25 protein-coding genes are annotated in these 24,009 nt (G+C 52.2%); 20 read left to right on the top strand and 5 right to left on the bottom strand.

Annotated features, from left to right (window positions below; all coding sequences use genetic code 11):
• Positions 1-16 precede the first annotated feature (16 nt).
• The 8 genes from ELY25_RS05215 to rloA3 all read left to right on the top strand — a co-directional run bounded on the left by ELY25_RS05215 (position 17) and on the right by rloA3 (position 6,868).
• Positions 17-364 carry a Na+/H+ antiporter subunit C gene (locus tag ELY25_RS05215; RefSeq protein ID WP_126950235.1) on the top strand — a complete coding sequence of 116 codons (348 nt, stop codon included), beginning with the start codon at positions 17-19 and terminating at the stop codon, positions 362-364.
• A complete protein-coding gene (locus ELY25_RS05210) occupies positions 361-1,962 on the top strand; it encodes a Na+/H+ antiporter subunit D (protein ID WP_126950234.1) in 1,602 nt (533 codons plus the stop codon). Before ELY25_RS05215 ends, ELY25_RS05210 begins: the two co-directional genes overlap by 4 nt.
• Entirely contained in the window at positions 1,959-2,432 is a 474-nt protein-coding gene (locus ELY25_RS05205) for a Na+/H+ antiporter subunit E (protein ID WP_126950233.1), read from the top strand. The genes ELY25_RS05210 and ELY25_RS05205 overlap by 4 nt, the downstream gene beginning before the upstream one ends.
• Positions 2,432-2,701: an MrpF/PhaF family protein gene (locus ELY25_RS05200; protein WP_126950232.1), complete on the top strand. Its 270-nt coding sequence runs from the start codon at positions 2,432-2,434 to the stop codon at positions 2,699-2,701. The genes ELY25_RS05205 and ELY25_RS05200 overlap by 1 nt, the downstream gene beginning before the upstream one ends.
• Positions 2,694-3,098 (top strand): monovalent cation/H(+) antiporter subunit G, encoded by a 405-nt coding sequence (gene mnhG, locus ELY25_RS05195; RefSeq protein WP_126950231.1) that lies wholly within the window; start codon positions 2,694-2,696, stop codon positions 3,096-3,098. The genes ELY25_RS05200 and mnhG overlap by 8 nt, the downstream gene beginning before the upstream one ends.
• A gap of 330 nt (positions 3,099-3,428) precedes the next feature.
• Complete coding sequence (locus ELY25_RS05190; protein ID WP_126950230.1) at positions 3,429-4,847, top strand: DASH family cryptochrome; 1,419 nt, start codon at positions 3,429-3,431, stop codon at positions 4,845-4,847.
• A gap of 172 nt (positions 4,848-5,019) precedes the next feature.
• Entirely contained in the window at positions 5,020-6,282 is a 1,263-nt protein-coding gene (locus ELY25_RS05185) for a lytic murein transglycosylase (protein ID WP_126950229.1), read from the top strand.
• A 37-nt stretch (positions 6,283-6,319) separates the two neighbouring features.
• Positions 6,320-6,868 carry a retropepsin-like aspartic peptidase RloA3 gene (gene rloA3, locus ELY25_RS05180; RefSeq protein ID WP_126950228.1) on the top strand — a complete coding sequence of 183 codons (549 nt, stop codon included), beginning with the start codon at positions 6,320-6,322 and terminating at the stop codon, positions 6,866-6,868.
• Between the two features lie 8 nt (positions 6,869-6,876).
• On the opposite strand, the gene ELY25_RS05175 is transcribed toward rloA3, so the two are convergent.
• Positions 6,877-7,590 carry a 16S rRNA (uracil(1498)-N(3))-methyltransferase gene (locus ELY25_RS05175; RefSeq protein WP_126950227.1) on the bottom strand — a complete coding sequence of 238 codons (714 nt, stop codon included), beginning with the start codon at positions 7,588-7,590 and terminating at the stop codon, positions 6,877-6,879.
• A 133-nt stretch (positions 7,591-7,723) separates the two neighbouring features.
• Between ELY25_RS05175 and phaR the strand changes: the two genes are divergently transcribed.
• From phaR to ELY25_RS05140, 7 genes are all read left to right on the top strand, one after another.
• Positions 7,724-8,188, top strand: a complete 465-nt coding sequence (gene phaR, locus ELY25_RS05170) for a polyhydroxyalkanoate synthesis repressor PhaR (RefSeq protein WP_126950226.1) — start codon at positions 7,724-7,726, stop codon at positions 8,186-8,188.
• Between the two features lie 67 nt (positions 8,189-8,255).
• On the top strand, positions 8,256-9,545 hold the full coding sequence (gene purD, locus ELY25_RS05165) for a phosphoribosylamine--glycine ligase (protein ID WP_126950225.1): 1,290 nt from the start codon (positions 8,256-8,258) through the stop codon (positions 9,543-9,545).
• Positions 9,546-9,599: 54 nt separating this feature from the next.
• Positions 9,600-10,040: an acyl-CoA thioesterase gene (locus tag ELY25_RS05160; RefSeq protein ID WP_126950224.1), complete on the top strand. Its 441-nt coding sequence runs from the start codon at positions 9,600-9,602 to the stop codon at positions 10,038-10,040.
• Positions 10,040-10,912: a phosphoribulokinase gene (locus ELY25_RS05155; RefSeq protein WP_126950223.1), complete on the top strand. Its 873-nt coding sequence runs from the start codon at positions 10,040-10,042 to the stop codon at positions 10,910-10,912. Before ELY25_RS05160 ends, ELY25_RS05155 begins: the two co-directional genes overlap by 1 nt.
• A 48-nt stretch (positions 10,913-10,960) precedes the next feature.
• Complete coding sequence (locus ELY25_RS05150; RefSeq protein ID WP_126950222.1) at positions 10,961-11,302, top strand: histidine triad nucleotide-binding protein; 342 nt, start codon at positions 10,961-10,963, stop codon at positions 11,300-11,302.
• A 62-nt stretch (positions 11,303-11,364) separates the two neighbouring features.
• Positions 11,365-12,006 carry a 2-polyprenyl-3-methyl-6-methoxy-1,4-benzoquinone monooxygenase gene (gene coq7, locus ELY25_RS05145; protein ID WP_126950221.1) on the top strand — a complete coding sequence of 214 codons (642 nt, stop codon included), beginning with the start codon at positions 11,365-11,367 and terminating at the stop codon, positions 12,004-12,006.
• A 206-nt stretch (positions 12,007-12,212) separates the two neighbouring features.
• Positions 12,213-12,371 (top strand): DUF1328 domain-containing protein, encoded by a 159-nt coding sequence (locus ELY25_RS05140; protein WP_126950220.1) that lies wholly within the window; start codon positions 12,213-12,215, stop codon positions 12,369-12,371.
• A gap of 105 nt (positions 12,372-12,476) precedes the next feature.
• Here the strand turns inward: ELY25_RS05140 and ettA are convergent, their stop codons facing one another.
• The 4 genes from ettA to ELY25_RS05120 all read right to left on the bottom strand — a co-directional run bounded on the left by ettA (position 12,477) and on the right by ELY25_RS05120 (position 16,628).
• Positions 12,477-14,138 (bottom strand): energy-dependent translational throttle protein EttA, encoded by a 1,662-nt coding sequence (ettA, locus tag ELY25_RS05135; protein ID WP_126950219.1) that lies wholly within the window; start codon positions 14,136-14,138, stop codon positions 12,477-12,479.
• A gap of 206 nt (positions 14,139-14,344) precedes the next feature.
• Complete coding sequence (locus ELY25_RS05130) at positions 14,345-14,551, bottom strand: PA3496 family putative envelope integrity protein (protein ID WP_126950218.1); 207 nt, start codon at positions 14,549-14,551, stop codon at positions 14,345-14,347.
• A 135-nt stretch (positions 14,552-14,686) separates the two neighbouring features.
• Complete coding sequence (locus tag ELY25_RS05125; RefSeq protein ID WP_126950217.1) at positions 14,687-15,139, bottom strand: PAS domain-containing protein; 453 nt, start codon at positions 15,137-15,139, stop codon at positions 14,687-14,689.
• A gap of 175 nt (positions 15,140-15,314) precedes the next feature.
• The gene (locus tag ELY25_RS05120; RefSeq protein ID WP_126950216.1) at positions 15,315-16,628 is read right to left on the bottom strand and encodes an MFS transporter; all 1,314 of its coding nucleotides are present in this window, start codon (positions 16,626-16,628) and stop codon (positions 15,315-15,317) included.
• An 81-nt stretch (positions 16,629-16,709) separates the two neighbouring features.
• Between ELY25_RS05120 and ELY25_RS05115 the strand changes: the two genes are divergently transcribed.
• From ELY25_RS05115 to bcsA, 5 genes are all read left to right on the top strand, one after another.
• On the top strand, positions 16,710-16,979 hold the full coding sequence (locus ELY25_RS05115; protein ID WP_126950215.1) for an Rdx family protein: 270 nt from the start codon (positions 16,710-16,712) through the stop codon (positions 16,977-16,979).
• The gene (locus ELY25_RS05110) at positions 16,976-17,863 is read left to right on the top strand and encodes a DMT family transporter (protein WP_126950214.1); all 888 of its coding nucleotides are present in this window, start codon (positions 16,976-16,978) and stop codon (positions 17,861-17,863) included. Before ELY25_RS05115 ends, ELY25_RS05110 begins: the two co-directional genes overlap by 4 nt.
• Positions 17,864-18,172: 309 nt before the next feature.
• Entirely contained in the window at positions 18,173-18,616 is a 444-nt protein-coding gene (locus tag ELY25_RS05105) for a hypothetical protein (RefSeq protein ID WP_126950213.1), read from the top strand.
• Complete coding sequence (gene bcsQ / locus ELY25_RS05100) at positions 18,613-19,398, top strand: cellulose biosynthesis protein BcsQ (RefSeq protein ID WP_126950212.1); 786 nt, start codon at positions 18,613-18,615, stop codon at positions 19,396-19,398. The genes ELY25_RS05105 and bcsQ overlap by 4 nt, the downstream gene beginning before the upstream one ends.
• Positions 19,395-23,912, top strand: coding sequence for a UDP-forming cellulose synthase catalytic subunit (gene bcsA / locus ELY25_RS05095; protein WP_126950211.1), 4,518 nt, complete (start codon positions 19,395-19,397; stop codon positions 23,910-23,912). Before bcsQ ends, bcsA begins: the two co-directional genes overlap by 4 nt.
• The last annotated feature ends 97 nt before the right edge of the window (positions 23,913-24,009 follow it).

Raw genomic sequence — 24,009 nt, 5'->3', positions numbered from 1 at the left:
TAAGCGGAGGACACGTATGGAACCGTTAATGGCGCTGGCGATTGGGATTTTGTATGCAACGGCCATTTTCATGATGTTGCGACGCTCCATCGTGAAGCTGGTGATCGGACTGCTGCTGCTTTCCAACGCTGCCAACTTGTTGATCTTTACGACGGCGGGAATGACCCGTGGTGCGCCGCCATTGATTCCTGAAGGCATGCTTCAGCCGGTAGGGGATGTTGCCGACCCGTTGCCTCAAGCGGTTGTTCTGACCGCCATTGTGATCGCGTTTGGGGTATTGGCTTTTGCCGTGGTGTTGATTCGCCGCGCCTATGAAGTGGTCAAGGCCGATGATCTGGATAAGATGAAGGATACCGACACGTGAGGCCTGAAGTTGCTCTTCCCGTTCTTTTACCCCTGCTTTCCGGGGCGGTTTCCCTGCTGTTCTGGCGTTCACGCCCGATGCAGCGGTTTGTCGCCGTCGCTGGCAATATCGCGCTACTGGTTGCTAGCCTCTGGCTGTTTGTAGCCACGCTTTCTGAAGGCTATATCACCATGCAGATGGGGAGCTGGCCGGCCCCATTCGGGATTACCCTGATCGCCGATATGCTAAGCGCGGTGATGATTCTGATGACCGGTATCATTGGACTGGCCATGGGGATCTATTCGCTGGCCACCACCGGGCGCGGGCATGAAAAGTTTGGCTACTATCCGCTGATGCACCTGCTGCTCGCCGGGGTGGCAGGCGCCTTCCTGACCGGTGACATCTTCAATCTCTACGTGTGGTTTGAAGTCATGTTGGTGGCCTCCTTTGCCTTGCTGATTCTGGGCGGTGAGCGGGCGCAGATGGAAGGGGCAATCAAGTATGTAACGTTGAACCTGCTGGCTTCGGTTATCTTTTTAACCGCAGTTGGCCTGCTTTACGGTACCGTTGGCACCCTGAACATGGCAGATATCGCGCTACGAATAGAAGTGGCTGAGCACGATGGCATGGTGGAGGTGCTTGCCGTCATGTTCATGGTGGCTTTCGGTATCAAGGCCGCAGCGTTCCCTCTGTTTTTCTGGCTCCCGGCTTCCTACCATACGCCACCCGTCGCGGTTTCAGCGCTTTTTGCAGGCCTTTTGACTAAGGTAGGGGTATACGCGCTCTTCCGCGTATTCACTTTAATCTTTGATCAAAGCATGGGCTACCTGCAGGATATTATGCTCTGGGGGGCCGTGCTTACCATGGTGACCGGTGTGCTGGGTGCGGCGGCGCAGTACGAGTTCCGGCGTATTCTCTCGTTTCACATCGTCAGCCAGATTGGTTACATGATTCTGGGGCTGGCGCTATACACTCCGCTGGCAATTGCCGGTGGCGTATTTGCCATCATGCATAACATCGTGGTCAAGACGAATCTGTTTTTGATCAGCGGTATTACGCACCGCTTGCAAGGCACCTACCAGCTGAAAAAAATGGGCGGGCTTTATAAAGAGCGCCCCTGGCTTGCCGTGGCCTTCTTTATCTCTGCCTTTTCGCTGGCTGGGGTGCCGCCGCTATCGGGCTTTTTTGCCAAGTTCGTGATTGTGCGCGCAGGTATCGAAGCCGAGGCGTATGTAGTGACTGGCATTGCTCTGGCGGTGGGCTTAATGACGCTTTATTCCATGGTCAAGATTTGGAATGAAGTGTTCTGGAAGGCGTTGCCGGAAGAGAACCATGTGCCGGTGTCCAGCACGCCTGGCGGTGACGATGGCCGTTTGATCAAGCCAAGCCTGTGGATGATGTATCTGCCGGTCGCTGTGCTGGCTCTGTTTTCACTCCTGATAGGTATTTTTGCCGAACCTATCATGTTCGTAATGAATATGATTGGCGATCAGCTGTTTGAGCCGGACGGCTATATCGAGGCGGTGCTGGGCGTCTCGGCCAGTGCCGAGGAGGCCTTGCTGGAGACGGGTGAGTTACACGTCGAGGCGGACACTATTGGCGGGGAGGAAACCCCATGACCGGCGCTATCTGGAACCTGCTTCTCGGCTTGGCGTGGGTATTGCTAAGCGGCGACTTTTCAGGCCTGAACCTACTGGTAGGCATGGTTTTTGGTTATATTGCCCTGGTGCTCATTGAGCCTCAGGTGAGTGCTCTTAAGGGATATCCTGCGCGAATACCGCGAATTATTGGGTTTCTGGGGTTTTTCCTGAAAGAGCTTGTACAAGCCAACCTGCGCGTTGCGTTCGATATCGTGACGCCGCCCTGGCATATGCAGCCCGGTGTGATTGCCATGCCGCTTTCTGCACGTACTGAAATGGAAATCACCATGGTCGCCAACCTGATCTCCTTAACGCCGGGCACTTTGAGCCTGGACGTTTCCGACGACCGCAAAGTACTTTATATCCATGCCATGTTTCTTGATGATGAAGAAGAGCTGCGCCGGAACCTGAAAGAAATGGAGCACCGGGCCCTGGAGTTATTTCGCTAATGGATACGGTACTGTTAATAAGTCAGGTCATCATGGGTTTTGCGTTGATATTGGCCTTTGTTCGAGTAGTGCGTGGGCCAAGCCTCCCTGACCGGGTCGTGGCGCTTGAACTGTTCTCCACGACCGTGGTCGGGCTAGTAGGGGTTTATGCCATTCAGTCAGGTGTGGCCAGCTTTCTGGATGCCGCCATTGTTATTGCGCTGATGGGCTTTCTGGCCGCTATTGGCTTTGCACGTTTTCTGGAACGGGGAGGACCGCGCGATGATTGAGGCCATAAAAGGGGGGCTTTTAATCACAGGCTCTCTGTTCATGTTATTGGCAGCGGTCGGTTTGTTACGCCTGCCCGATCTGTTAACACGTATGCATGCCACTACCAAGGCAGCCGCCCTGGGCGTTATTTTGATTATGCTGGCGGCCGCCATGCATTTTGCTGAAGTAGGGGTTGTCGCCCGTTCTTTTGCCATCATCGTGTTCATCCTGATGACGGCCCCTGTAGCGGCGCATGTTATTGGCCGTGCTGGTTACTTTGTAGGCTCACGGCTCTGGAGTGGTACGGTGAAAGATGAGCTGCGGCCCAACTATGACCCGCTAACCCATGAGTTAAAAAGTGGGCTGGAAACCCATGAAAATGCCAAGCGCCAGCCCCGAGCCAACGACCCTGATTAAGTAAGGGGTTAACAGCGATTAATTCGGAAAAGCCATCTTCGGATGGCTTTTTTTATAGCTAGCAAAAAGGTATGCCTTTAAAACTTAATCTAAATGTTTATGTACAGTAATTGTACTGTATAAGTTATGATGTCCATGTTTTTGGTTCGCCAACCGTATCTACCTTATAAACCCTGGCGATACCTGTTTACCTGACGCATTCAGTGTGCGTTTAAGCAATACCAACGCTTATTTTATTGGATGATAAGCGCGCTGCTGGGGCCGTGTGTTACTGCAACACGCGCGGCCACGATAAAACCAGACAGCAACGCATGCCGAGGAGGCAAGATCATGAACAACACGATCGACATAGTCTGGTTGCAAGACGATTTGCGTGTCGCCGATAACCCCTTACTAAGATTTACTTCAAGACCTGACCAGTTGTTGTGTCTCTATGTTCTGAATAGCCAGTGGCTTGCACCAGTGATTGAGGGCGAGCCAACGCCACGTATCGGTCCTGCTCGATTACGGTTTTTATGGCAAAGTTTGATGGAACTGCGCGGAGAGCTGCTACAGCTAGGCAGCGACTTGCTGGTACGTATTGGCAATCCTGCTGAAGCCGTCGTGCAGCTAGCGACCTCATATAACGCCCGCGAAGTGCGCGTTGCTCGGCACCCGGGGTTTGAAGAGTCGCTGCAGATCCAAAAGGTTGCCCAGACACTACCCAGCACCTCTACGCTCAGCGTAATGGAAAGTGGCCGGCTTTTAGATTGCGGCTCGCTTCCCTTCGAGCTTGACGAATTACCGGAAAGTTTTTCAGCGTTTCGCCGCTGTGTAGAGAAAGACTGCTCTATTCCTCAAGCATTCGCGGCACCCATTACGCTCCCTGGCTGGCCAGAGGCGCCTCGGGGGTTTCCTCCGCTGAAGTCGGTATGCGCGCAAACAGCCCATTGGCAGCCCGATGAGCGCCAGGCCGTTGTATATGTAGGCGGTGAGAACGCTGCCAATGAGCGCATGCAACACTACATCTGGCGCCAGAATGGCCCCGCCAAGTATAAAAAAACCCGCAACGGCCTACTCGGAGCCGATTTTTCAACACGGTTTTCAGCTTGGCTGGCGCGTGGCTGCCTGTCAGCGCGTCAGGTTCACGATGCGGTGAATGCTTGGGAGCAAACGCACGGTAGCGACGAATCCAGCCAGTGGATCACATTTGAGCTTTTATGGCGTGAATACTTTCATCTGGCGGCCTGCCTTGAAGGAGCTAAGCTGTTTGGTCCTCAACCACTTCCAGCCCCATGTCAGGCATTCAATACGTGGCGCGAGGGCAAAACCGGGGTGCCGTTTATCGATGCTGCGATGCTGGAACTGCGTCATACGGGCTGGATCTCTAACCGAGCGCGGCAGAACGTAGCCAGCTTCCTGGTGAAGGACTTGAACGTCGACTGGCGCTTGGGCGCCCGGTGGTTTGAACACTGCTTGATTGACTACGACGTTGCCAGTAACTGGGGTAACTGGCGCTATATCGCAGGGGTGGGGCGTGACTCGCGTCACGACCGCTACTTCAACGTACTTAAGCAGGCAAGCTACTACGATCCTAAAGGTCTGTATGTAGCTTACTGGCTGCCTGCCCTGGACTCACTGCCTTATGGGGTTGAACGTCATCAGCCGTGGCGAAGTGCGCCCACTCAATTTGCCAAACCCTATGTAATACCTGGTGAGTGGCAGCGCTGGCTGATTGCGAGAACCGAGCTTGAAGAGACGGACGAGTAAAAGCGCTGACGGTAGCTGGTAATTGGAAACGCCTGTTTTAGGTTCAGGAGTTGATAAGGCTTGGGTGGATATGTGAGGTCAGTGTGCACGGCCGTTTTCGTACAAAGTCTGGTATCTAGTTATTTTCTGATCCATTATCAGCCATGCCAAGGACTGCCCAAGGATAGACGCTATGCCATTTAAGACCCAATTACCGCTTCGCCATATTATTCGTCATGCAACACTTACCGCGGGCATGGCCTCCATGCTGTTCGGTGGGAGCGTTCAAGCCAGCCCTCACTTGATGACTGAAGTGGATGCACGTGGAGCTCAAGAGCTGCGCTATGCCAATTTCTCCCAGTGGCTTGACGAGTTTCGTCGTCATGCCTCTACCCAAGGAATTAGCGAGGCAACGCTTGCCTCAGCGCTGGATGGGGTGCGTTATCGTGATCGGGTAATTGAGCTGGATCGCTACCAGCCGGAGTTTGTACGGCCTGTCTGGGAATATCTGGATTCAGCTACCTCGGATACACGCGTCAATAATGGGCGCGAGAAGTTGGAGGCAAACAGGCAAACAGCGCTTGAGATGCAGCAGCGCTTTGGCGTACCCGCTGAAATCATCGTGGCTATTTGGGGCATTGAGAGTAATTACGGCAGCAACTTCGGCGACTTTTCAACCATTGAGGCGCTAGCGACCCTGGCTTACGATGGGCGCCGACGAGATTTTGCCCGCGGCGAACTGCTTGCTGCTCTGCGTATTATTGATCAGGGGGATATTTCTGTTGAGCGCATGAAAGGCTCCTGGGCAGGCGCCATGGGCCATACCCAGTTTATTCCCAGCAGTTTCGAAGCCTATGCCGTTGATGGCGATGGCGATGGGCACCGCGATATCTGGGGCAGTATTCCTGATGTAATGGCGTCAACCGCCAATTATCTCGCCAAGGCCGGCTGGCAAGCTGGCCAGCCCTGGGGCGTTGAAGTGGTGCTTCCGGGGTCATTTGATTATGCCCAAACCGAGCGGCGCAGCAGCGCCGAGTGGGCTAGTCAGGGCGTGCGTGCCTTGCAGGGCGAGTTGCCCCGTTTTGATAGCGCCGCTGTGGTTGTCCCTGCAGGAGCTGAAGGCCCTGCCTTTCTTGTCGGGCCCAATTTTCGGGCGATTCTACGCTACAACAACGCTACCAGTTACGCGCTGGCAGTCGCTACCCTGGCCGATAAAATTGCCGGACGCGAAGGGATTCAGCAGTCTTGGCCAAGAGATGAAGCAACTTTGACCCGTGATGATGTCAAAGAGCTTCAGCAACGCTTGAATGAGGCTGGCTACTCGGTAGGTGGAGCAGACGGCGTGATGGGTCCTAATAGCCGGGAAGGGTTGCGCGCATTCCAGCGCGACCAGGGGCTAACGCCGGATGCCTTTGCCACGCAGTCGCTGCTTGAAAGGTTGCGCCAGAGCCGTTAGGTAATAATTGAACGCTTATTTCACCAAGGATGATGTTATGGGATTTGTGGGTAAAACGCTGCTAGGTGGTGTATTGGCAGGTACGTTGGTTTCAAGCGTAATGGCAAGCGATGACGATGTGTTTGGCTGGGTTGAAAATGCCACTATCGAGCCATGGGGCATCATGGTGAAAGCCAAGCTGGATAGCGGTGCCCTGACTTCATCGCTGGATGCCCGAGATATCGAAACCTTCGAGAAAGATGGCGAAGATTGGGTACGCTTTCGTTTGAAACTGGAAGACCAGGAAAGTGGCGAAGAGTTTAGCGACCGCTTAGAGCGACCGCTTTACCGTGAGCAGACAGTACGTGGAGCAGGTGGCCGTGACGAGCGCCCCGTGGTGCTGATGGAAGTCTGTATGGGCGACACCATCTATGAAGAGCAATTTAGCCTGCGTGACCGCGAGGAAATGCTCTATCCGCTACTGCTCGGGCGCCGCACCATTAGTCATCTGGGGCTGCTGGATGTACGCAACACCTTCTTGCAGGAGCCCCAGTGCGGGGACGATGCGAAGGTAGTTCATCATGACCCCGAAGACAACCAATCGTAAATAGCCTTTTAAAACAGCCGTGACAGTAGCGCCGTCACGGCTGTTTCAACGCGAAGAATACGCGGGCCCAGATGTATTCCCTGGCAACCGGCTTCCAGCAGTTTCTCAACTTCCCATGGAATAAACCCACCCTCAGGGCCGACCAGCAGCAGCGTGTTTTCGCTAATGCCACGAGGGCACTCCATCGGCATGCCGGGATGGGCCACAAGGCCGCGCCGTTCATGAAGTAGGGTCGGCAGCTGTTCTTCAAGAAAAAGACGAAATCCCTTGCTTAGCATGATGCTAGGTAATTGCGTATCGCGCGCCTGTTCCAGCCCCAATACCAGATGCTGATGAATCTTCTCAGGCAGCAGCTCGGGCGACTGCCAGTAGCTTTTCTCTACGCGTTTGGTGTGCAGTAGCGTAATCTCTTTAACCCCAAGTGCGGTAACATGCTCAAGCGTTCGGGCCAGCATGCGTGGGCGGGGCAGCGCGAGCACCAAGTGAACGGGCAGGGCAGGCGGTGGAATATCCGCTAACGGTTCCAGCGCAAAAACGGCTTGATCGGGGGTGAGCTCAATAAGCGCTGCCTTGCCCATCAAACCACCCTGAACACCAACGGTCAGCCGGTCGCCAGGAGTAGCGCGGTGGATATCACGTAAATGGGCAAGCCTGCGCGGGTCTCTGATACGCGCGTAGCCCTGCTGATCAAGGTCGCCGGGATGAAGCAAAATCAAGTTCATGGTAGACATCTACTGGTCAAAGGATGGGCACACTATCGCACGCTAATCTGAGCACATGGCTTGCATGGGCGTGTGGTGCAGGCACAATAATAGCATTGGGGAACAACCCCTATCGCGTTTAAGGAGATGCGCTGTGCGCGTAATTCGCAAATATGCCAACCGCAGGTTGTACGATACCCAGCAAAGCCGTTATGTAACGCTTGAAGACCTGCGGCGTTTAATCATTGAAGAAGAGCCATTCCGGGTTGAGGATGCCAAGAGTGGTGAAGATCTGACGCGCACGATTCTGCTCTCGATCATTATCGAACAGGAGCAGTCCGACAATGAAGCCGAAGTATTTTCCAACGATTTGCTGGCGCAGTTGATCCGGGTGTATGACATGTCGTCTCCACTGCCGCTGGCGCGCTACCTTGAGCAGGGCACGCAGCTGATGCTTGAGCAGCAAAAGCGTTTGCAGAGCCAGTGGCAGCAGGCCATGCGCCATACGCCCATGGAGTTCATGCGCGAGCTTGCCGAAGAGAACATGCGTTTTTGGCAGAAGACACTGAATCAAACGACCACTACCCGTGATGAGGATGACGAGGATAAAACCTCCTGACCCCATGCAGGACCACCTTGTGGCATAATGCGGCGCATAATCGCTCTCCCGTTCGAGAAGGAAGAACATGAAGGTTTTGATGATAGGTGGCGGCGGCCGCGAGCATGCTCTGGCATGGAAACTGGCGCAATCCAGTAATGTTGAGCAGGTATTTGTGGCGCCAGGCAATGCCGGTACCGCAACAGAAGACAAGCTGACCAATATCGATATTGCAGCGACTGATCTGGCTGGGCTTGAAGCCTTCGCACGCCAGGAAAATATCGGCTTGACCGTGGTAGGCCCAGAAGCGCCGTTGGTAGACGGTGTGGTGGATCGCTTTCAAACGGCGGGGCTGGCTATCTTCGGCCCGACACAAGCCGCTGCCCAGCTGGAAGGCTCCAAATCGTTCACCAAGGACTTCTTGGCTCGCCATCAGATCCCGACCGCTGCCTATCAAACGTTTACCGCTGTAACACCTGCCTTGGACTACCTGAAACAGGTCGGCGCGCCTATCGTTATCAAGGCGGATGGTTTGGCCGCTGGCAAAGGCGTGATTGTGGCCATGAGCGAAATGGAAGCCGAAGTGGCCATTCGCGATATGCTTGAAGCCAATGCCTTTGGCGACGCCGGCGCCCGGGTGGTAATCGAAGAGTTTCTTGAGGGTGAAGAAGCCAGTTTTATTGTCATGGTGGATGGCGAAAGCATTGTGCCGATGGCCACCAGCCAGGACCACAAGCGTGCCTATGATGGCGATACTGGCCCTAACACAGGGGGGATGGGCGCTTATTCGCCAGCGCCTGTGGTTACCCCCGAAATCGATGCTCGGATTATGGAGCAGGTCATTGTGCCTACCGTTAAAGGTATGGCGGCCGAAGGCAATGCCTACACTGGCTTTTTGTATGCCGGTCTGATGATTGACGCTTCCGGGCAACCCAAGGTAATTGAATACAACTGCCGGTTTGGTGATCCAGAAACCCAGCCGATCATGATGCGCTTGACCTCTGATCTGGCTGAACTTTGCCTGGCCGGTGCCAAAGGCCAGCTGGCTGGCAAGGAGTGTCAGTGGGACCCGCGCGCTGCCGTCGGTGTAGTAATGGCTGCCGGTGGTTATCCTGGCAGCTACCGTAAAGGCGATGTCATCAGCGGCCTGAATGATGCCGAGCAGCACAGCAAGGTCTTCCACGCAGGTACTGCACAAAACGCCACGGGAGAAATCACCACATCAGGCGGGCGGGTGCTGTGTGTCACCGCGCTCGGTGATAGTGTGCTTGAGGCTCAGCAGCAGGCTTACAAAGGGGTGGAAGCGATCTGCTGGGAAGGGGCGGAGTATCGTCGCGATATCGCCTATCGTGCTATTGCGCGTGAACAGAAATCGTAATCTCATGTAATCCATCATTGCAGGTGTTCCCTACATTACCGAAAGGAAGCAGGCATGGAACGTGTAAAGCTGGAATTTCCTGCTGAAGCGATCATTCATCGTCATCCCTTGACGGTACGGGTCACCGACATGAATTACGGGCGGCATTTAGGGCATGATGCTCTGGTGTCACTATTGCATGAAGCCCGCATTCAAGCGTTTGCAGCGCTTGATCTGGTGGAGTGGGATATGCACGGCTATCCAAGCGTTGTTGCTGACCTAGCCGTGCAGTACCAAAGCGAAGCCCGCTGGCCTGATGCGCTGGTGATAGAAACGGCGGTGCCCGAGCCCAGTGGCAAGGCGCTCACCGTTTACCAGCGCATTGTGCAGCGTGATGGCGAACGTGTTGTTGCCACTGCCCGGGTGAATCAGCTATTGATTGATCTGAAAGCGGGTCAGCCTGTGGCAGTGCCCGAGCAGGTGTTGCAGATTTTGGCACAAGCGAGGGGCGCTTAATGTCGCGCGAGTATCCGATCATTGCGGTAACGGGCTCCTCCGGGGCGGGCACCACCACCGTTCGACGAAGCTTCGAGCGCATGTTTTTACGCGAAGACGTGCATGCCGCCGTGGTGGATGGTGATGCGTTTCACCGCTATACGCGTGATGACCTACACCGGATCTTTCGTGAGGAGCCAGAACGCAAGGATGAGCTTTCTCACTTTGCGGTTGAGGCAAATCTGCTGGACCGTCTTGAAGGGCTGTTTATTGAGTATGGCGAGCACGGGACGGGCACCTTTCGGCACTATATTCATGCCGAAGATAAACAGAAAATTGAGGCGGGCTGCCGTGTCGGTACCTTTACGGAGTGGCAGTCGTTGCCCTGCGGTACCGACCTTTTGTTCTATGAAGGGCTGCACGGGGGGCTGGTTACCGAGAATTACGACATTGCCCGCCATGTTGATCTTCTGGTAGGCGTGGCGCCGACCATGAATCTGGAGTGGATTCAGAAAATCGACCGGGATACCAAGCTGCGCGGTTACTCCCAAGAGGCGGTCATTGATACGATTTTGGGCCGTATGAATGACTATGTGCGCTATATCCAGCCCCAGTTTTCGCGCACGCATATCAACTTTCAACGCGTACCCACCGTTGATACCTCCAACCCCTTTGAAGTGCAGGATATTCCCACTGATTCGGAATCCTTTGTGGTAATACGCTTTCGTGACCCTTCAACCGTGGATTTTCCCTGGCTTTTGGCAATGATCAAGGATGCCTTTATGACCCGGCCACATACCTTGGTGGTGCCGGGCGCGCGTATGTCGCTTGCCATGGAGCTTATTTTGGCGCCACTTGTGCGTCATCTATTGTCCCAGCGACGCTTTCGTTAAATATGTTACAAGGGCAGCGCTGGACGTAAAGATAAAAAAGGAGATGGTATGGACTGTCTGTTCTGCAAGATCATCAATCGTGAAATCCCGGCGGATATCGTATTTGAAGACGACGATGTCATCGCTTTTAACGATATTAGCCCGACGGCGCCTACGCATCAGCTGATTATTCCTAAAAAGCACATTGCTACCTTGAACGATATCGATGAGGCCGATCTGGCCATTATCGGGCGTTTGCAGTTCACCGCGGCTCACCTTGCCAAGCAGCAGGGCTTTGCCGAAGATGGCTATCGCGTTGTGATGAATTGCAACGAAAGGGGCGGGCAAACGGTCTACCATATTCACATGCATTTATTAGGTGGCCGACAATTTACGTGGCCTGCGGGCTAAATAGCGCCAGCCACTTTTGTCCTCATCTTCATTATCCCTTTTGCCGTTATGCGGAGCGAGCCATGAAGCGTCAACTTAGCCGGTCAGATTGTTTGATTCAGCAGTTCGATACCGCCTTGCGCTCAATGATTCCTCACGCGGCTCGAGCGCAGCGTAACCATCCGGCAAGCAAGCTGGACGAGATGTCATTTGACGGCCACCAGCGCCGCCATACCGCTGGATTGATGCGTGTCAATCATCTGATTGGCGTGGCCAATCAGGCGCTTTACCAAGGGCAGAGTGCGACAGCGGCGCTGCCTCATGCACGTCAGCAAATGGAGCAGTCTGCCGCTGAGGCATTTGATCATATGGCCTGGTGTGAAGAGCGCTTGGCGCAGTTAAATAGCCGTACCAGTTATTTTACGCCGCTTTTCTATGCGTCCGCTTTTGGTATGGGGGCTGTCTCAGGGCTGGCCAGTGACCGACTGAGCATGGGCATGATTGCAGCGTCGCGTGAGCTTGCTGGAAAACATTTTGAAGATCAGCAAACGCAGCTGATTGTGGGTGATCAGCGTTCGCATGCGCTGCTTCGCCAGATGGCTTCTGATGAAGCGCATCAGGCGCATCTTGCAATAGAGTCAGGCGGCATGCGTTTTCTCGCGCCGTTTAAGTGGACAATGCGGTTTATCGCCCAAGGTGTTACCAAGGGTGCTTACTATTTTTAACGTCCAGTTTTAATTAGTCATTCATTGCATACCGAGTTTTCAAAGGCAAAATATTTATCGCCTCGCGAGAAGTGGTAGTCAAGTTAACTTCAATTTCTTGACGAATAGCGCGTTGTCGCTAAAGCTAAGTAGTGTCAAAGCGAATCGTACGTAAGGAACGTACGCTTTTAAATGGAAAAGCGTCACCAAGGAAAAGGAGTAAGACGATGCTGGGCAATGCGATGCTTTTTTTGATTATTGCGATTGTGGCAGGCGTGCTAGGGTTTTCTGGTATTGCGGGCGTTGCTTCTACTATTGCCCAAATCCTATTTGTGCTATTTCTAATTCTGTTTATCGTTTCACTGTTTACTGGTCGACGCCGTTAACGCACTTGACTGGTACTGGCCAAGTTAATAGTCAGATAAACAAAAAGCCCCGAACGGGGCTTTTTGCATATTAGGTAACGCTACCTGATACTTCGTGGGTAAGTATTAGGCATCAATACGCTTATACTTCATTCGCTTGGGCGTATCGTTGCCTACCCGCTTTTTATGGTCTTCTTCATAGTCTGTGTAATTACCATCGAAGAAGACAACTTCAGAGTCACCTTCAAAGGCCAGAATATGGGTAGCGATACGGTCGAGGAACCAGCGATCGTGAGAAATCACCATCGCACAGCCGGGGAATGCCAGCAGGGCCTCTTCCAGTGCGCGCAAAGTCTCGATGTCCAGGTCGTTGGAGGGCTCATCCAGCAGCAGTACGTTAGCGCCCTGTTTCAGCGTCTGGGCTAGCTGCAGACGGCCACGCTCCCCGCCCGATAGCTCATCCAAGCGTTTTTGCTGGTCGTTGCCCTTGAAGTTGAAACGGCCCACGTAGGCGCGTGATGACACTTCGTAGCCATTGATATTGAGAATGTCCTGCTCGCCAGACACGGCCTGCCAAACGGTCTGTTTGTCGTCGAGTGCATCACGCAGCTGTTCGACATAGGCAATATCGACCGTTTCGCCGATAACAACGTTACCTTCATCCGGCTGCTCTTTGCTCGTAATCAGCTTGAACAGCGTGGATTTACCGGCACCGTTACCCCCTACAATACCGACAATCGCACCTTGCGGAATGGTGAAGGAAAGATCCTGATAAAGCAGCTTGTCGTCAAACCGCTTGGTGACGTTGTGGAACTCGATAACCTTATCACCCAGGCGCGGACCAGGCGGAATGTAGATTTCGTTGGTCTCATTACGCTTCTGGAAATCGCCAGACTGCATTTCCTCGAAACGGTTAAGGCGCGCCTTGCTTTTAGCTTGGCGCCCCTTGGCATTACTGCGAACCCATTCAAGCTCTTGCTTGATCGCTTTTTGACGTGAAGCTTCCTGCTTGGCTTCCTGGTTCAGGCGCTGTTCTTTCTGTTCCAGCCACTGAGAGTAGTTGCCTTCAAAAGGAATACCCTGACCGCGGTCAAGCTCGAGAATCCAGCCCGCGACGTTATCCAGGAAGTAGCGGTCGTGGGTAATGGCAACCACGGTACCGTTATAGTCATGAAGGAAGCGCTCAAGCCAGGCCACCGATTCAGCATCCAGGTGGTTGGTAGGTTCATCCAGTAACAGCATATCGGGGCTTGACAGTAGCAGGCGGCAAAGCGCGACACGACGCCGCTCGCCCCCTGACAAATTACCCACTTTAGCGTCCCAAGGGGGGAGGCGAAGTGCCTCGGCCGCTACTTCAAGCTTGCGCTCAAGGTTATGGGCGTCAGCGGCTTCGATAATATTTTCCAGGCGAGCCTGCTCGCTTGCCAGGGCATCGAAATCAGCGTCGGGTTCAGCATAGGCGGCATAAACCGCGTCGAGCTTCTCCTGTGCTTCTTTGATAGCGCCCAAGGCTTCTTCGACGGTATCACGAACGTTCTTCTCGTCGTCGAGCTGCGGCTCCTGGGGCAAATAACCCACATTGATACCCGGCATCGGACGAGCTTCACCTTCAAACTCTTTATCGACACCGGCCATGATACGTAGCAGTGTGGATTTACCGGCCCCATTCAAACCTAGAACGCCAATTTTGGCGCCCGGGAAAAACGAGAGCGAAATATCCTTGAGAATTTGTTTCTTGGGCGGCACAACTTTGCCAACCCGATTCATGGTGAATACGTATTGCGCCATGGAAATCCGTTAGGTTGATGAATAACGACAGCAATATGCTGGAGTAGGGCTCAAATGATAGTGCGCTGCGTCTGGAAAGGCCAGAAGAGGGGGCATGAATGCATTAGCCCATGCATGAAATGTGAGGCAAGTATCAAGTGCAAAGGGCATGCACACTCGCTGCCCCTTGTACGAATATTTCTTGGAAGGCCGATCAGGCGTGCAGCTTATACATCCCAGTCGTCTTCAATGGCACGCTGCAAGCGGCGCTCTTCAAGCCAGGCTTCTACCTGACGACGAGCACGTAATGTATCGGCCTTGCTGGGCTTGTGCTTGCTGTACTGATCATCGTTGACGGCATCAAGATTTTCGAATTCGTCGACTTCCAGGTTTTCGTTCGAGTAGTTTTCACGATTTAAGGGGTTACGGCTCATGGTATGCCCTCCAACCCACGCCGGCGTACCGGCATCACAACGGCTTCTCTTTTAAAAGGAAGCGCCAAACGCTGTTTCAGCGCCTAGCCGCTATATACCGCTGTATGGGTTGAAGGTCAAGACATTTTTAGGTTTTTATAAAGCGTGTTCTACACGGGGCGGGTTATCGCTATTTTGTAATTCGGCCAGGGCATGCTGTGCTTCGATACGCGCAGTCACATCTTTCTGCACGCCGATGAAATACATCAGGTTCTCAGACTCATCGAACACTGGCGTCATGGAAAGCTCGTTCCAGAACATGGTGCCATCCTTGCGATAGTTGCGCAGAACCTCACGGCAGGGCCGCAGGTCTTTCAACGCATCGCGAATGGTGTTTAGTGCCTCTTGATCGCGGTCATCGTTTTGCAGGAACCGGCAGTCGCGGTAAAGAATTTCATCGGCACTGTAACCGGTCAGGCGCTCAAACCCTTTATTGACATAAATGAGGATATTTTCATCACCTTCTTGTTCGGCAACCACAATGCCGTCTTCAGAAGCGTCAATGATGCGTTCGAGTAGTTCGGGGCTGATCAAGGGAGATCGTTTCATCTAAGGATTCCTATTGCTGCCTTGGTTCTTCCGTAGCCATGGCGCTGTGTATCAGCGCTGGAGCTAAGCGGCATTTCAAATCACTTATCAAGCTGTAGAATAGCAAAAGCTCAGCATGTCACTGCTATTTGTCTACCATCATGGCGAGCGCTGCGGTTCATTGCAATATTGATCGTCATTCTACTTCTGGGAGCTTGTGGGCACTCAGCATGGCGCCGGCGGCCGTAACCGCTAACAGCACCAGCAGTGCTGCGCTGCCCAGCCATTGGGCCAGCGCGCCAATAACGCCCCCTACCAACAGCATTAATACGCCTGTCAATGTATTGGAAAGCGCTACATAAAGCGCCCGATCATCTTGAGTGGCCATATCAACAATATAGGTTTTACGTCCCAGGCGCACTCCATGGTGAACAATCACCAGTAATCCATATACCAGCGCATAAGGCCAGACACTTTGCGTCCAGCCGCCGGGTAACCAGGCAAAGCTGGCCCCCAGCAGGCAGCACATAATAGTGCCTATAGCGGCATTTCGCATGACGCGACGGCTTGATTGATCAGCCAGCTTTCCCCAAACGGGACTGGCTACCATCCCGGCAATACCAGAAACCACCACCAGCAGGCCTAACCCGCCCAAGTCAGCGCCGCTTTGCTGTTGGCCAAGTAACGCAATATAAGGCAATGCCAGGGCGCTGGAGAGTAACAGGGCGCGGGCCACGTTAAAATGTAAAAAAGTGCGGTCATCCCTCATGAGCGACAGACCAAGTTTGATGCTGTCCCAGGCATTTTCTCCACCTTCCACCGCGCCGGGTACTTCCTTGATACGTGCGGTGCATAGCGCATTCACTAACCAGCTGCATGCAGCAGCACATAGCAGCACGGCCAGCGCCAGGTTTCCCGGTTGATCTCCCAGCAGCATCAACACACCGCCCGCGACAAGTGTCGCGGCCCCGGCGATGCTACCGCTCCAGCCCATGAGCGTTCCGCGCCGACGCTTGGCAATGGTCTTACCCATAACATCTTTGCTGGCAATAGAGGAAAGACCCCGTGCCAGTGACAGAGCTATCAGGACGATCAAGACAGCGGCCCCGCCCACGCTGCCACTACCGGTCAACGCTAGCCCGGCGAGGGCAAAGGCCGCGACTGCCTGAAGTATCGCTCCCATTACCCATACGCCCTTGCGCTTGGGCTTCAGGCGAATAAAGCCCGCCACAAATATCTGAGGCAGCAGGGCACCCGCTTCGCGAATAGGCACCAACAGTCCGATCATCCACACCGGCGCGCCAATAATTCCCATCAACCAGGGTAAGACCAGCCGTGCGCTTGATAGCTCATCGGCCAACTTATTGCCTAGCGAGGCCCACAAATGCAGAAAGAAATTACGCGGCTGTTCATTGCATGCTCCTTCGGGTATGTCATCACAGAGGCGGCTATCCTCATCGCCTGTCAGCCATTCAAAAAGACGCGACTGAGAAACATCATGTTCGGCCATTAGTGCTCCTTGGCGGTTACTGTCCTGGGGTGACAAAATGCAGTACCACAATGCCATATTATATTGAGCGGGAGCCCAAAAGTGTCACGAATTCAGATTCGTTATTGTACCCAGTGTCAGTGGCTGTTACGCAGCGCCTGGTATGCGCAGGAGCTGCTTTCAACCTTTGGAGAAAGCCTCGATGAGGTAGCGCTTGCGCCTTCCCATGGTGGCACCTTCGAAATTTGGTGTGATGACATATTGCTTTGGGAGCGCAAGCGCGATGGTGGCTTTCCGGATAGCAAAGTGTTAAAGCAGCGCGTTCGCGATCAGATCGAGCCTGACCGTGACCTAGGGCATGTCGACCGATGAGTCAGGATCGCCAGGCTATCCTGTATGGGCTCGGGGCGGTGGCCTTATGGTCGACCGTTGCTACCGCGTTTAAAGTGGGATTGGGTTGGATGAGTCCACTTGAGCTGATGTGGATCGCGGTGCTGGTTTCCTGGCTGCTTATGGGCGGGCTCGTCATTCGGCAGGGCGCAATGAAGCAGGCGCTGAACCATGGCTGGAAAACGGCGCTGTGGGCAGGTGTGATGAACCCGGCGGCTTATTACCTAGTGCTGTTTGCCGCTTACGACCGCCTGCCTGGGCAAGAAGCGATGGCGCTTAACTACACATGGGCGCTCGCCATGGCGTTTCTGGCTGTGCCACTGCTTGGCCAGCGTTTAACGCGCTTTGATGTTATTGCCGGGTTGGTGGCCTATGCGGGTGTTTGGGTTATCGCAACGCGCGGTGCCGTGTTGAATGTTTCGTTTGCCGACCCTTTGGGTGTGTTATTAGCTCTCTCCTCAACACTCTTATGGGCGTTTTACTGGCTACTTAACGCGCGTGACACGCGTCAGCCCCTAGTCGGCCAATGGCAGAATTTTACTGTCGGCCTGCCCATACTGACGGTTTTATTGCTAATCGGCCCAGGTTTTCAATGGCATAGCTGGACAGCTTTCGGGGCAGGGGTCTATGTTGGTTTGTTCGAAATGGGCATCGCCTTTGTCTTGTGGCAGATGGCGGTTCAGCGTGTATCGCGAACAGCTAAAGTCTCGAACCTGATTTTTCTCTCGCCTCCCGTTTCTTTAATGCTGCTCCACTTTGTAGTGGGCGAGCCAATTCTTTCTTCCACGTTTGTGGGCCTAATTTTGATTTTATCTGGGCTGGGACTTCAGCAGTTTCAGTCAGCGTTCGCATGGCCGAAGCCATAAAATAATTTATTTTGTTGGCCATTTTTGAAACACGATGATGTTGAATACTTCTAGAAATTTTCTTTATTACAAATAGGTATTCAATGAATGGATGTTGCAATTGTTAATAGAAATCCGCTTGTTACTTGAATCTCTATAAATTAGGCAATTGTAATTTACTAATTTTACTGTTGAAATGAAGCTGGAATTAGTATAAAAGGCAGCCTTTGCGGCTAGTGTAAAAGTATGGGCGCAAAGCTGAGCAGATAGGGAGGTATTGCTAGACATACTATGACAAAGTTATTATATATTAAGAGGTTATGATAAATAATGAGTGAAAAAGCTAATGCCAATGTCTTAGGTGGGCAGGTCGGTGATCATTTCTCTTATCGTCATTTCGAAACAGGTAGTTCACCTAACGTCGATCATCAGCAACGCTGGAAATTGCTTGAAAGCATTGCGAATCAGGCCCCTGGATTATCACAGAAAGGGCTAGAGCCTCTTGCATCAGCGATTAAGCCTTCTTACCTTTCTCCGGTAGCCCTTGAGAAAGATTCTTTGCACGTTCAAGAAAAGCGAGCAGAACCTGTGCAAAGCGTGGACAGTTCAAGTATTCATGATGGCACCAAGCGAACCTCTCCACTATCTACATCCTCTCAAAAGCCTCCCTTTGATCATCTTTTTAAAGCTTATAGTGGCAGTGTTGAAGAACCAGAGCATAACGATCATAAAAAAGCTTCTTTAAAGTCACTATTAAGGCAAATCAATTCATGACGCTTATTTGTATCGCTTCTCCTAAAGGTGGCGTTGGCAAAACTACATTAACTGCGAACCTTGCCTACACACTCCAGCGTTTAGGGTTAAACGTAACGGTCATTGATTTTGATAGCCAAGATGCACTCAAGCTTCATTTCGGTATTCCTGTTAATGATACGCAAGGCTATGTAGCCCATGCAGGTACCTCGGCAGACTGGCGGCATCTGGTGCGTTCAACACCTAGCGGTATTAATGTTTTGGCGTATGGTCACTCCACTTATGAAGAGCGATATAATTTTGAAAGCTTTCTCATAAATAAACCGGAGGCCTTCAAGCAAGCGCTGCAAGGGCTTTGCAAATCGCCTGGCGATATTGTATTAGCTGATTTACCCCCGGGGCACTCTGGATCGCTCCATGCTGTGTGCAGGCTAAAACCGCTTTGCGTGACAGCGCTTTTAGCTGATAGCGCGTCGCTTGCCGTGTTGCCTACCATTGAAAATAAAAGTTTTTACCCTGCAAGTGTTGAAGGGCATATTTACTACGTTATTAACCAGCTGGATTTACGCAATGAGCTAAGTAATGACGTTTACGGATTGCTAAAAAAACGGTTAGGCGCTTCTCTTTTAGGTGCAGTCCATCGTGACGCAGCGGTTTCCGAAGCCCATGCACAACAAATTTCAATTTTGCAATACGCCTATACGTCAGCAGTAGTTAATGACTTGGAAGTCATCGCACACAATATTATGCGATTACTCCCAGATGTTTTAGCGACACAACCGCTCTCGAGAGCCAAACAATGAAAAGCTTGCTGTATAAAAGCTGGGTTTTATTGCTGCTGCTGATCTGCTTGCCCATTCTGGCGATGGTAGTTTCTACGCCAATGACTATCCATAATCAGTTAATCTTCGGTTTGATGACCGCGCTTTTGCTTCTTGTAATGGGACAGGTCGCATCTAAACGAATGCGCCTGGGCATGGCGCTACTCACCACTATAACCGCAACCCGCTATATTTACTGGCGAATAACAGAAACACTGATTACAGAGCCTGGTCTGGAAGCCTTTTTAAGCTTTGGCTTATTAACGGCTGAGTGCTACGCATGGCTGGTATTGGTGTTGAGTTTTTTTCAGGCGGCCTGGCCCTTGGAAAGAAAAGTGGTGCCGCTTCCCAAGGATATAAGCCAGTGGCCGTCAGTAGATGTTTATGTACCTACTTATAATGAAAGCCTGGAAGTTGTCCGTGATACGGTGTTAGCCGCACAAAATTTAGACTACCCAGCAGATAAATTAAATATTTATTTGCTGGATGATGGAAAACGCGCTGAGTTTGGGGCATTTGCTTCTCAAGCGGGTGTTGGTTACATAACGCGTTCAGATAATAAGCATGCAAAAGCCGGTAACTTGAATAATGCCTTAACGCGTACAGCTGGCGAATTAATCTGTATTTTCGACTGTGATCACATTACCACCCGAGCTTTTTTACAGGCGACAACAGGCGCTTTTTTAGTTGATGATAAGTTGGCGCTTATTCAAACACCGCACCACTTTTATTCGCCAGACCCGTTTGAGCGAAACCTGGTAAGTGGCCGAGAAGTGCCGCATGAAGGCGAACTTTTTTATGGGCCAATACAGAAGGGGAATGACTACTGGAACGCTACCTTTTTCTGTGGTTCTTGCGCCGTTATCCGGCGCAGCGCGTTAGAAGAGATCGGTGGTTTTGCTGTTGAAACAGTCACCGAAGATGCACATACGGCGCTTAAGTTGCAGCGTAAGGGGTGGGCAACAGCTTATCTGGGAATTCCACTTGCCGCTGGTTTAGCCACAGAGCGGTTGGCTCTGCATATTGTGCAACGTGCTCGCTGGGCGCGTGGCATGACACAAATATTAAGGCGTGATAATCCTCTTTTAGGCAGGGGGCTAACCCTTCCTCAGCGTTTATGCTATTTAAGTGCCATGCTGCATTTTCAGTTTCCACTGGCACGGTTTGTATTTTTAACCGCGCCACTCGCCTATTTGCTCTTTGGCCTTAATATTATTGAGGCTTCTCCAGCGTTGGTTGCTGCCTACGTAGTACCTCACTTATTTGCGGTTATCTATACCAACGCAAAACTAGTAGGTGAGTATCGCTATACCTTTTGGAATGAAATTTATGAAACAGTACTGACGTTCCATTTGTTGAAGCCTTCTATTGTGACGCTTTTTAATCCAAATCGCGGAAAGTTTGATGTAACCGAAAAAGGTGGGTTATTGGAGCGTAGTTTTTTTGATTTTAATGTGACTCGCCCTCATCTTTTTTTACTGGGCCTTTTAGCGGCAGGTGTCATCTGGAGTGCTATTCGCGTGGTATGGTGGGACCCAAGTAATGCGCATTTAAATGCGTTACTTTTCAACGTGGCATGGGCTTCATTCAGCGCCTTGTTTTTAATGGCGGCGGTGGCCGTAGGTAACGAACAAAAGCAAGTACGTGAGTACGTTAGGATTAATTTAGTGCGTCCGGCAATCCTGCACCTAGAAGGTGGTTATACGTTATCGACTAACACCCAAAATCTTTCAATGGGCGGAATGCAGTTAGGTGCCGTTAATGGCTTTTCAGAGGGGGCGCATATAGATTTTGTTGAGATGACGTTCGATGAGAACCCAGTGCTATTTCCTGTGCATCTGGTAAGTCGTGACGCACAACACATTCGTTTGAAATTTGGTCGTTTAAGTATCGTTCAGCGCCGTCAGTTGGTTAAATTGGTAATGGGGCGAGCTGATGCTTGGATACAAAAGCGCAGTCATCCCCGCGATCAGCCCATTCGTTCCATGTGGACAGTCATTCGTGCTGTTTTAGGACTTTTCTTTCAGCGCTGGAAAGAGCGCCGGCTATTCGCCGGAGGTCCTGCAATAGCAAAGCCTCATCGGAAAGGGGCAGCTGAAGATACTGCGAGCTCATCTGCAAAAGCCGCTAAGATAACAGCCTCAACCTGGCTATGGCGAGCGGTGCTGGTCAGTTTGATTATTGTGGGCGTCCTGTCGACCCAACGGGCATGGAGCCAGACGGCTGTTAACACGCCGGATAGCGCGCACTCTTCATGGCTTGACTCGCTGACTGACAACGCACGCATATTACCTGACGTTGCGGTCGATACTCAGGGTGGGCTTGCATTTACGGCACCGGCTCTTACTAAAACACACCGCTTTTCGCTAACCCCCGCTTTTAATGAGGAAATAGTTCAGTCATTGCGTTTGCAGGGTAACGGCGCTCAAGCGGGGCTAGACTTTTCGCTACGTCGTGATGAAGTGGCGACTAACGCTACCTTAACACTGCGCTTAAGGTACTCCGATGCATTGCTAGAGGGACTTAGCCGTTTGAACCTAAGTCTTAACGGTATTGAACTACAGGTGATTGAACTTGACCGGTTTAATGCTCAGGAGCTGAAGGTAGATATCGCCATTCCTCCTGCGCTGATTGTGACCTATAACACTTTGCTGCTGAATATAACGGGCCAAACGCTTGAGCAATGTAACAATTTGCTCAGCGAAGATATCTGGCTGGAAGTGTTACCCGGGTCTTCAATGGAAATAGAGGTACAAGCGCTTCCCCCCGTTACGGGGCTGGAAGCATTGCCTACCCCGTTTTTTGATGAAGCAGATTTGGAACGCTTGGTACTGCCATTGGTATTGCCTATTGCTCCTTCTGAAACCTTGTTGCGCGCCGGAACTGCGCTGACCTCGCATTTTGCTGTACTGGCAGATTTCAGAGGCGCCGACTTCCCTGTACATCACAACCTGATACCGGACCAGCATGCGCTGGTGATAGGCACGCCCGAGCAAATGCCGTTAGGCATCGATCTGCCGCAAATCAACGGACCGACCCTGTTGCAACAGGTAAATCCTAATAATTCGATGTACCGTTTATTGGTTGTGACTGGTCAAACAGAACAAGAAGTAAACGCTGCTGCGCGATACCTGGCCCTTCAAGATTCAGATTTGACAGGCAGCATTGAGCAGGTAAGCGCCCCATCTGTAGCACCTAAAAACGCCTACGACGCCCCTAAATGGCAGGCGCTTGATGAACCCATTTACCTTACCAGTATGGCGAGTGAAGACGCGTTGAAAGGCGAGGGCGTTCGCCCCCCCCCGCAGCGCTTTAGCTTTCGCTTGCCGCCAAATATGTATTTATGGCCAGGTGATGATGTCACGCTGAAGCTAGGCTATGAATTTCCTTATGGAGAGTGGCTCAATGAGCGAGATTCGCGTTTGGAAGTGGGTCTTAACGGCACCTATCTCGGCTCTTTATCCGTTGAAAAGCGCTCGCTTGCCTGGGAAATATGGCGCCTATTAGGCAATGATATCCGTTCTAATGAAGCGACCCTGCGTGTTCCCTCTGAACAGCTCTACGGCAATAACCAGCTCGATTTCTTTTTCAATATGGCCGTTAATCTACCAGAGGAAGGGTGTGACTTGGGGCTACCTAATCGCATTGAAACGCGCCTTTACCCCGACTCGTATTTAGATGTGCGTGACGCGCAATATTTTGCAGCTTTGCCGGAGCTTTCATACTGGTGGAATGTCGGCTTTCCATTCACTCAGTGGGCGGATTTATCCCAAACCACCCTGTTACTGCCTGACGAGCCTAATACAGCCGAGATGAGCACAGCGTTTGGATTAATTGGCCGTATGAGCGCTGCTACCGGTTATCCAGGGCTGGAGCTTGAGATACATAAAGGTTTGGCTCTAAACGAGAATATGGTGGATCGCGATGTACTTGTAGTTGCCCAGGCGACGCAATTAGAGCAAAGCGAACTCAATCGTCAATTGGGTCCTTTTAGCATTCAGCAAGACACACTCCGTGTAGCGCCACTAGATTTAAAGAGCCGCTTAAACCTGTTGGCCCAGACGCGTCTGGGAAGCGACGTCGAGCGTGTACGTAACTGGTTAAGGGGCCAGACACCCGATCAAATAGTAATGGGTGCACGCTCTCCCCTTAATAAAGAACGCAGTATCGTTGTGGCTACGGCGTTTGGCGCTGACGAACTACGCGCGTTACCTGCACTCATGGATCGGCCACAGGTGAGCCGCCAGGCTGTCGGAGATTTGGTTTTGATGGGACCTGATAATCAGGTTAATGCGTTTGAGGTAGGATCGCGCTCAGTTCGTGGAGAAATGCCCTGGTATCGACTAGTGCGTTGGTATGCTGGCCAATACGTTCTTCCCATGCTGTTAGCAATGGGGCTAATCGTAATTTTGATAGCAGGGCTACTTTATGGCGCCCTAAAAAATCGAGCACAGCGTCGAATGGGTAGTGATAACAACATCGAGAACAGGGAATAACATGCACCGACCTATCACTGCCCCTAAAAAACTGACAAAGCGCTTACTATTGAGCGCGATGGCATGTTATGCCCCCTGTATAACGGCATGGGCACAA

Origin of the sequence: Vreelandella populi, assembly GCF_003989825.1 — a bacterium.
In the GTDB taxonomy this organism is placed as follows: domain Bacteria; phylum Pseudomonadota; class Gammaproteobacteria; order Pseudomonadales; family Halomonadaceae; genus Vreelandella; species Vreelandella populi.
Note: the sequence above shows the minus strand (reverse complement) of the source record. Positions and strands in the feature narration are given on the sequence as shown.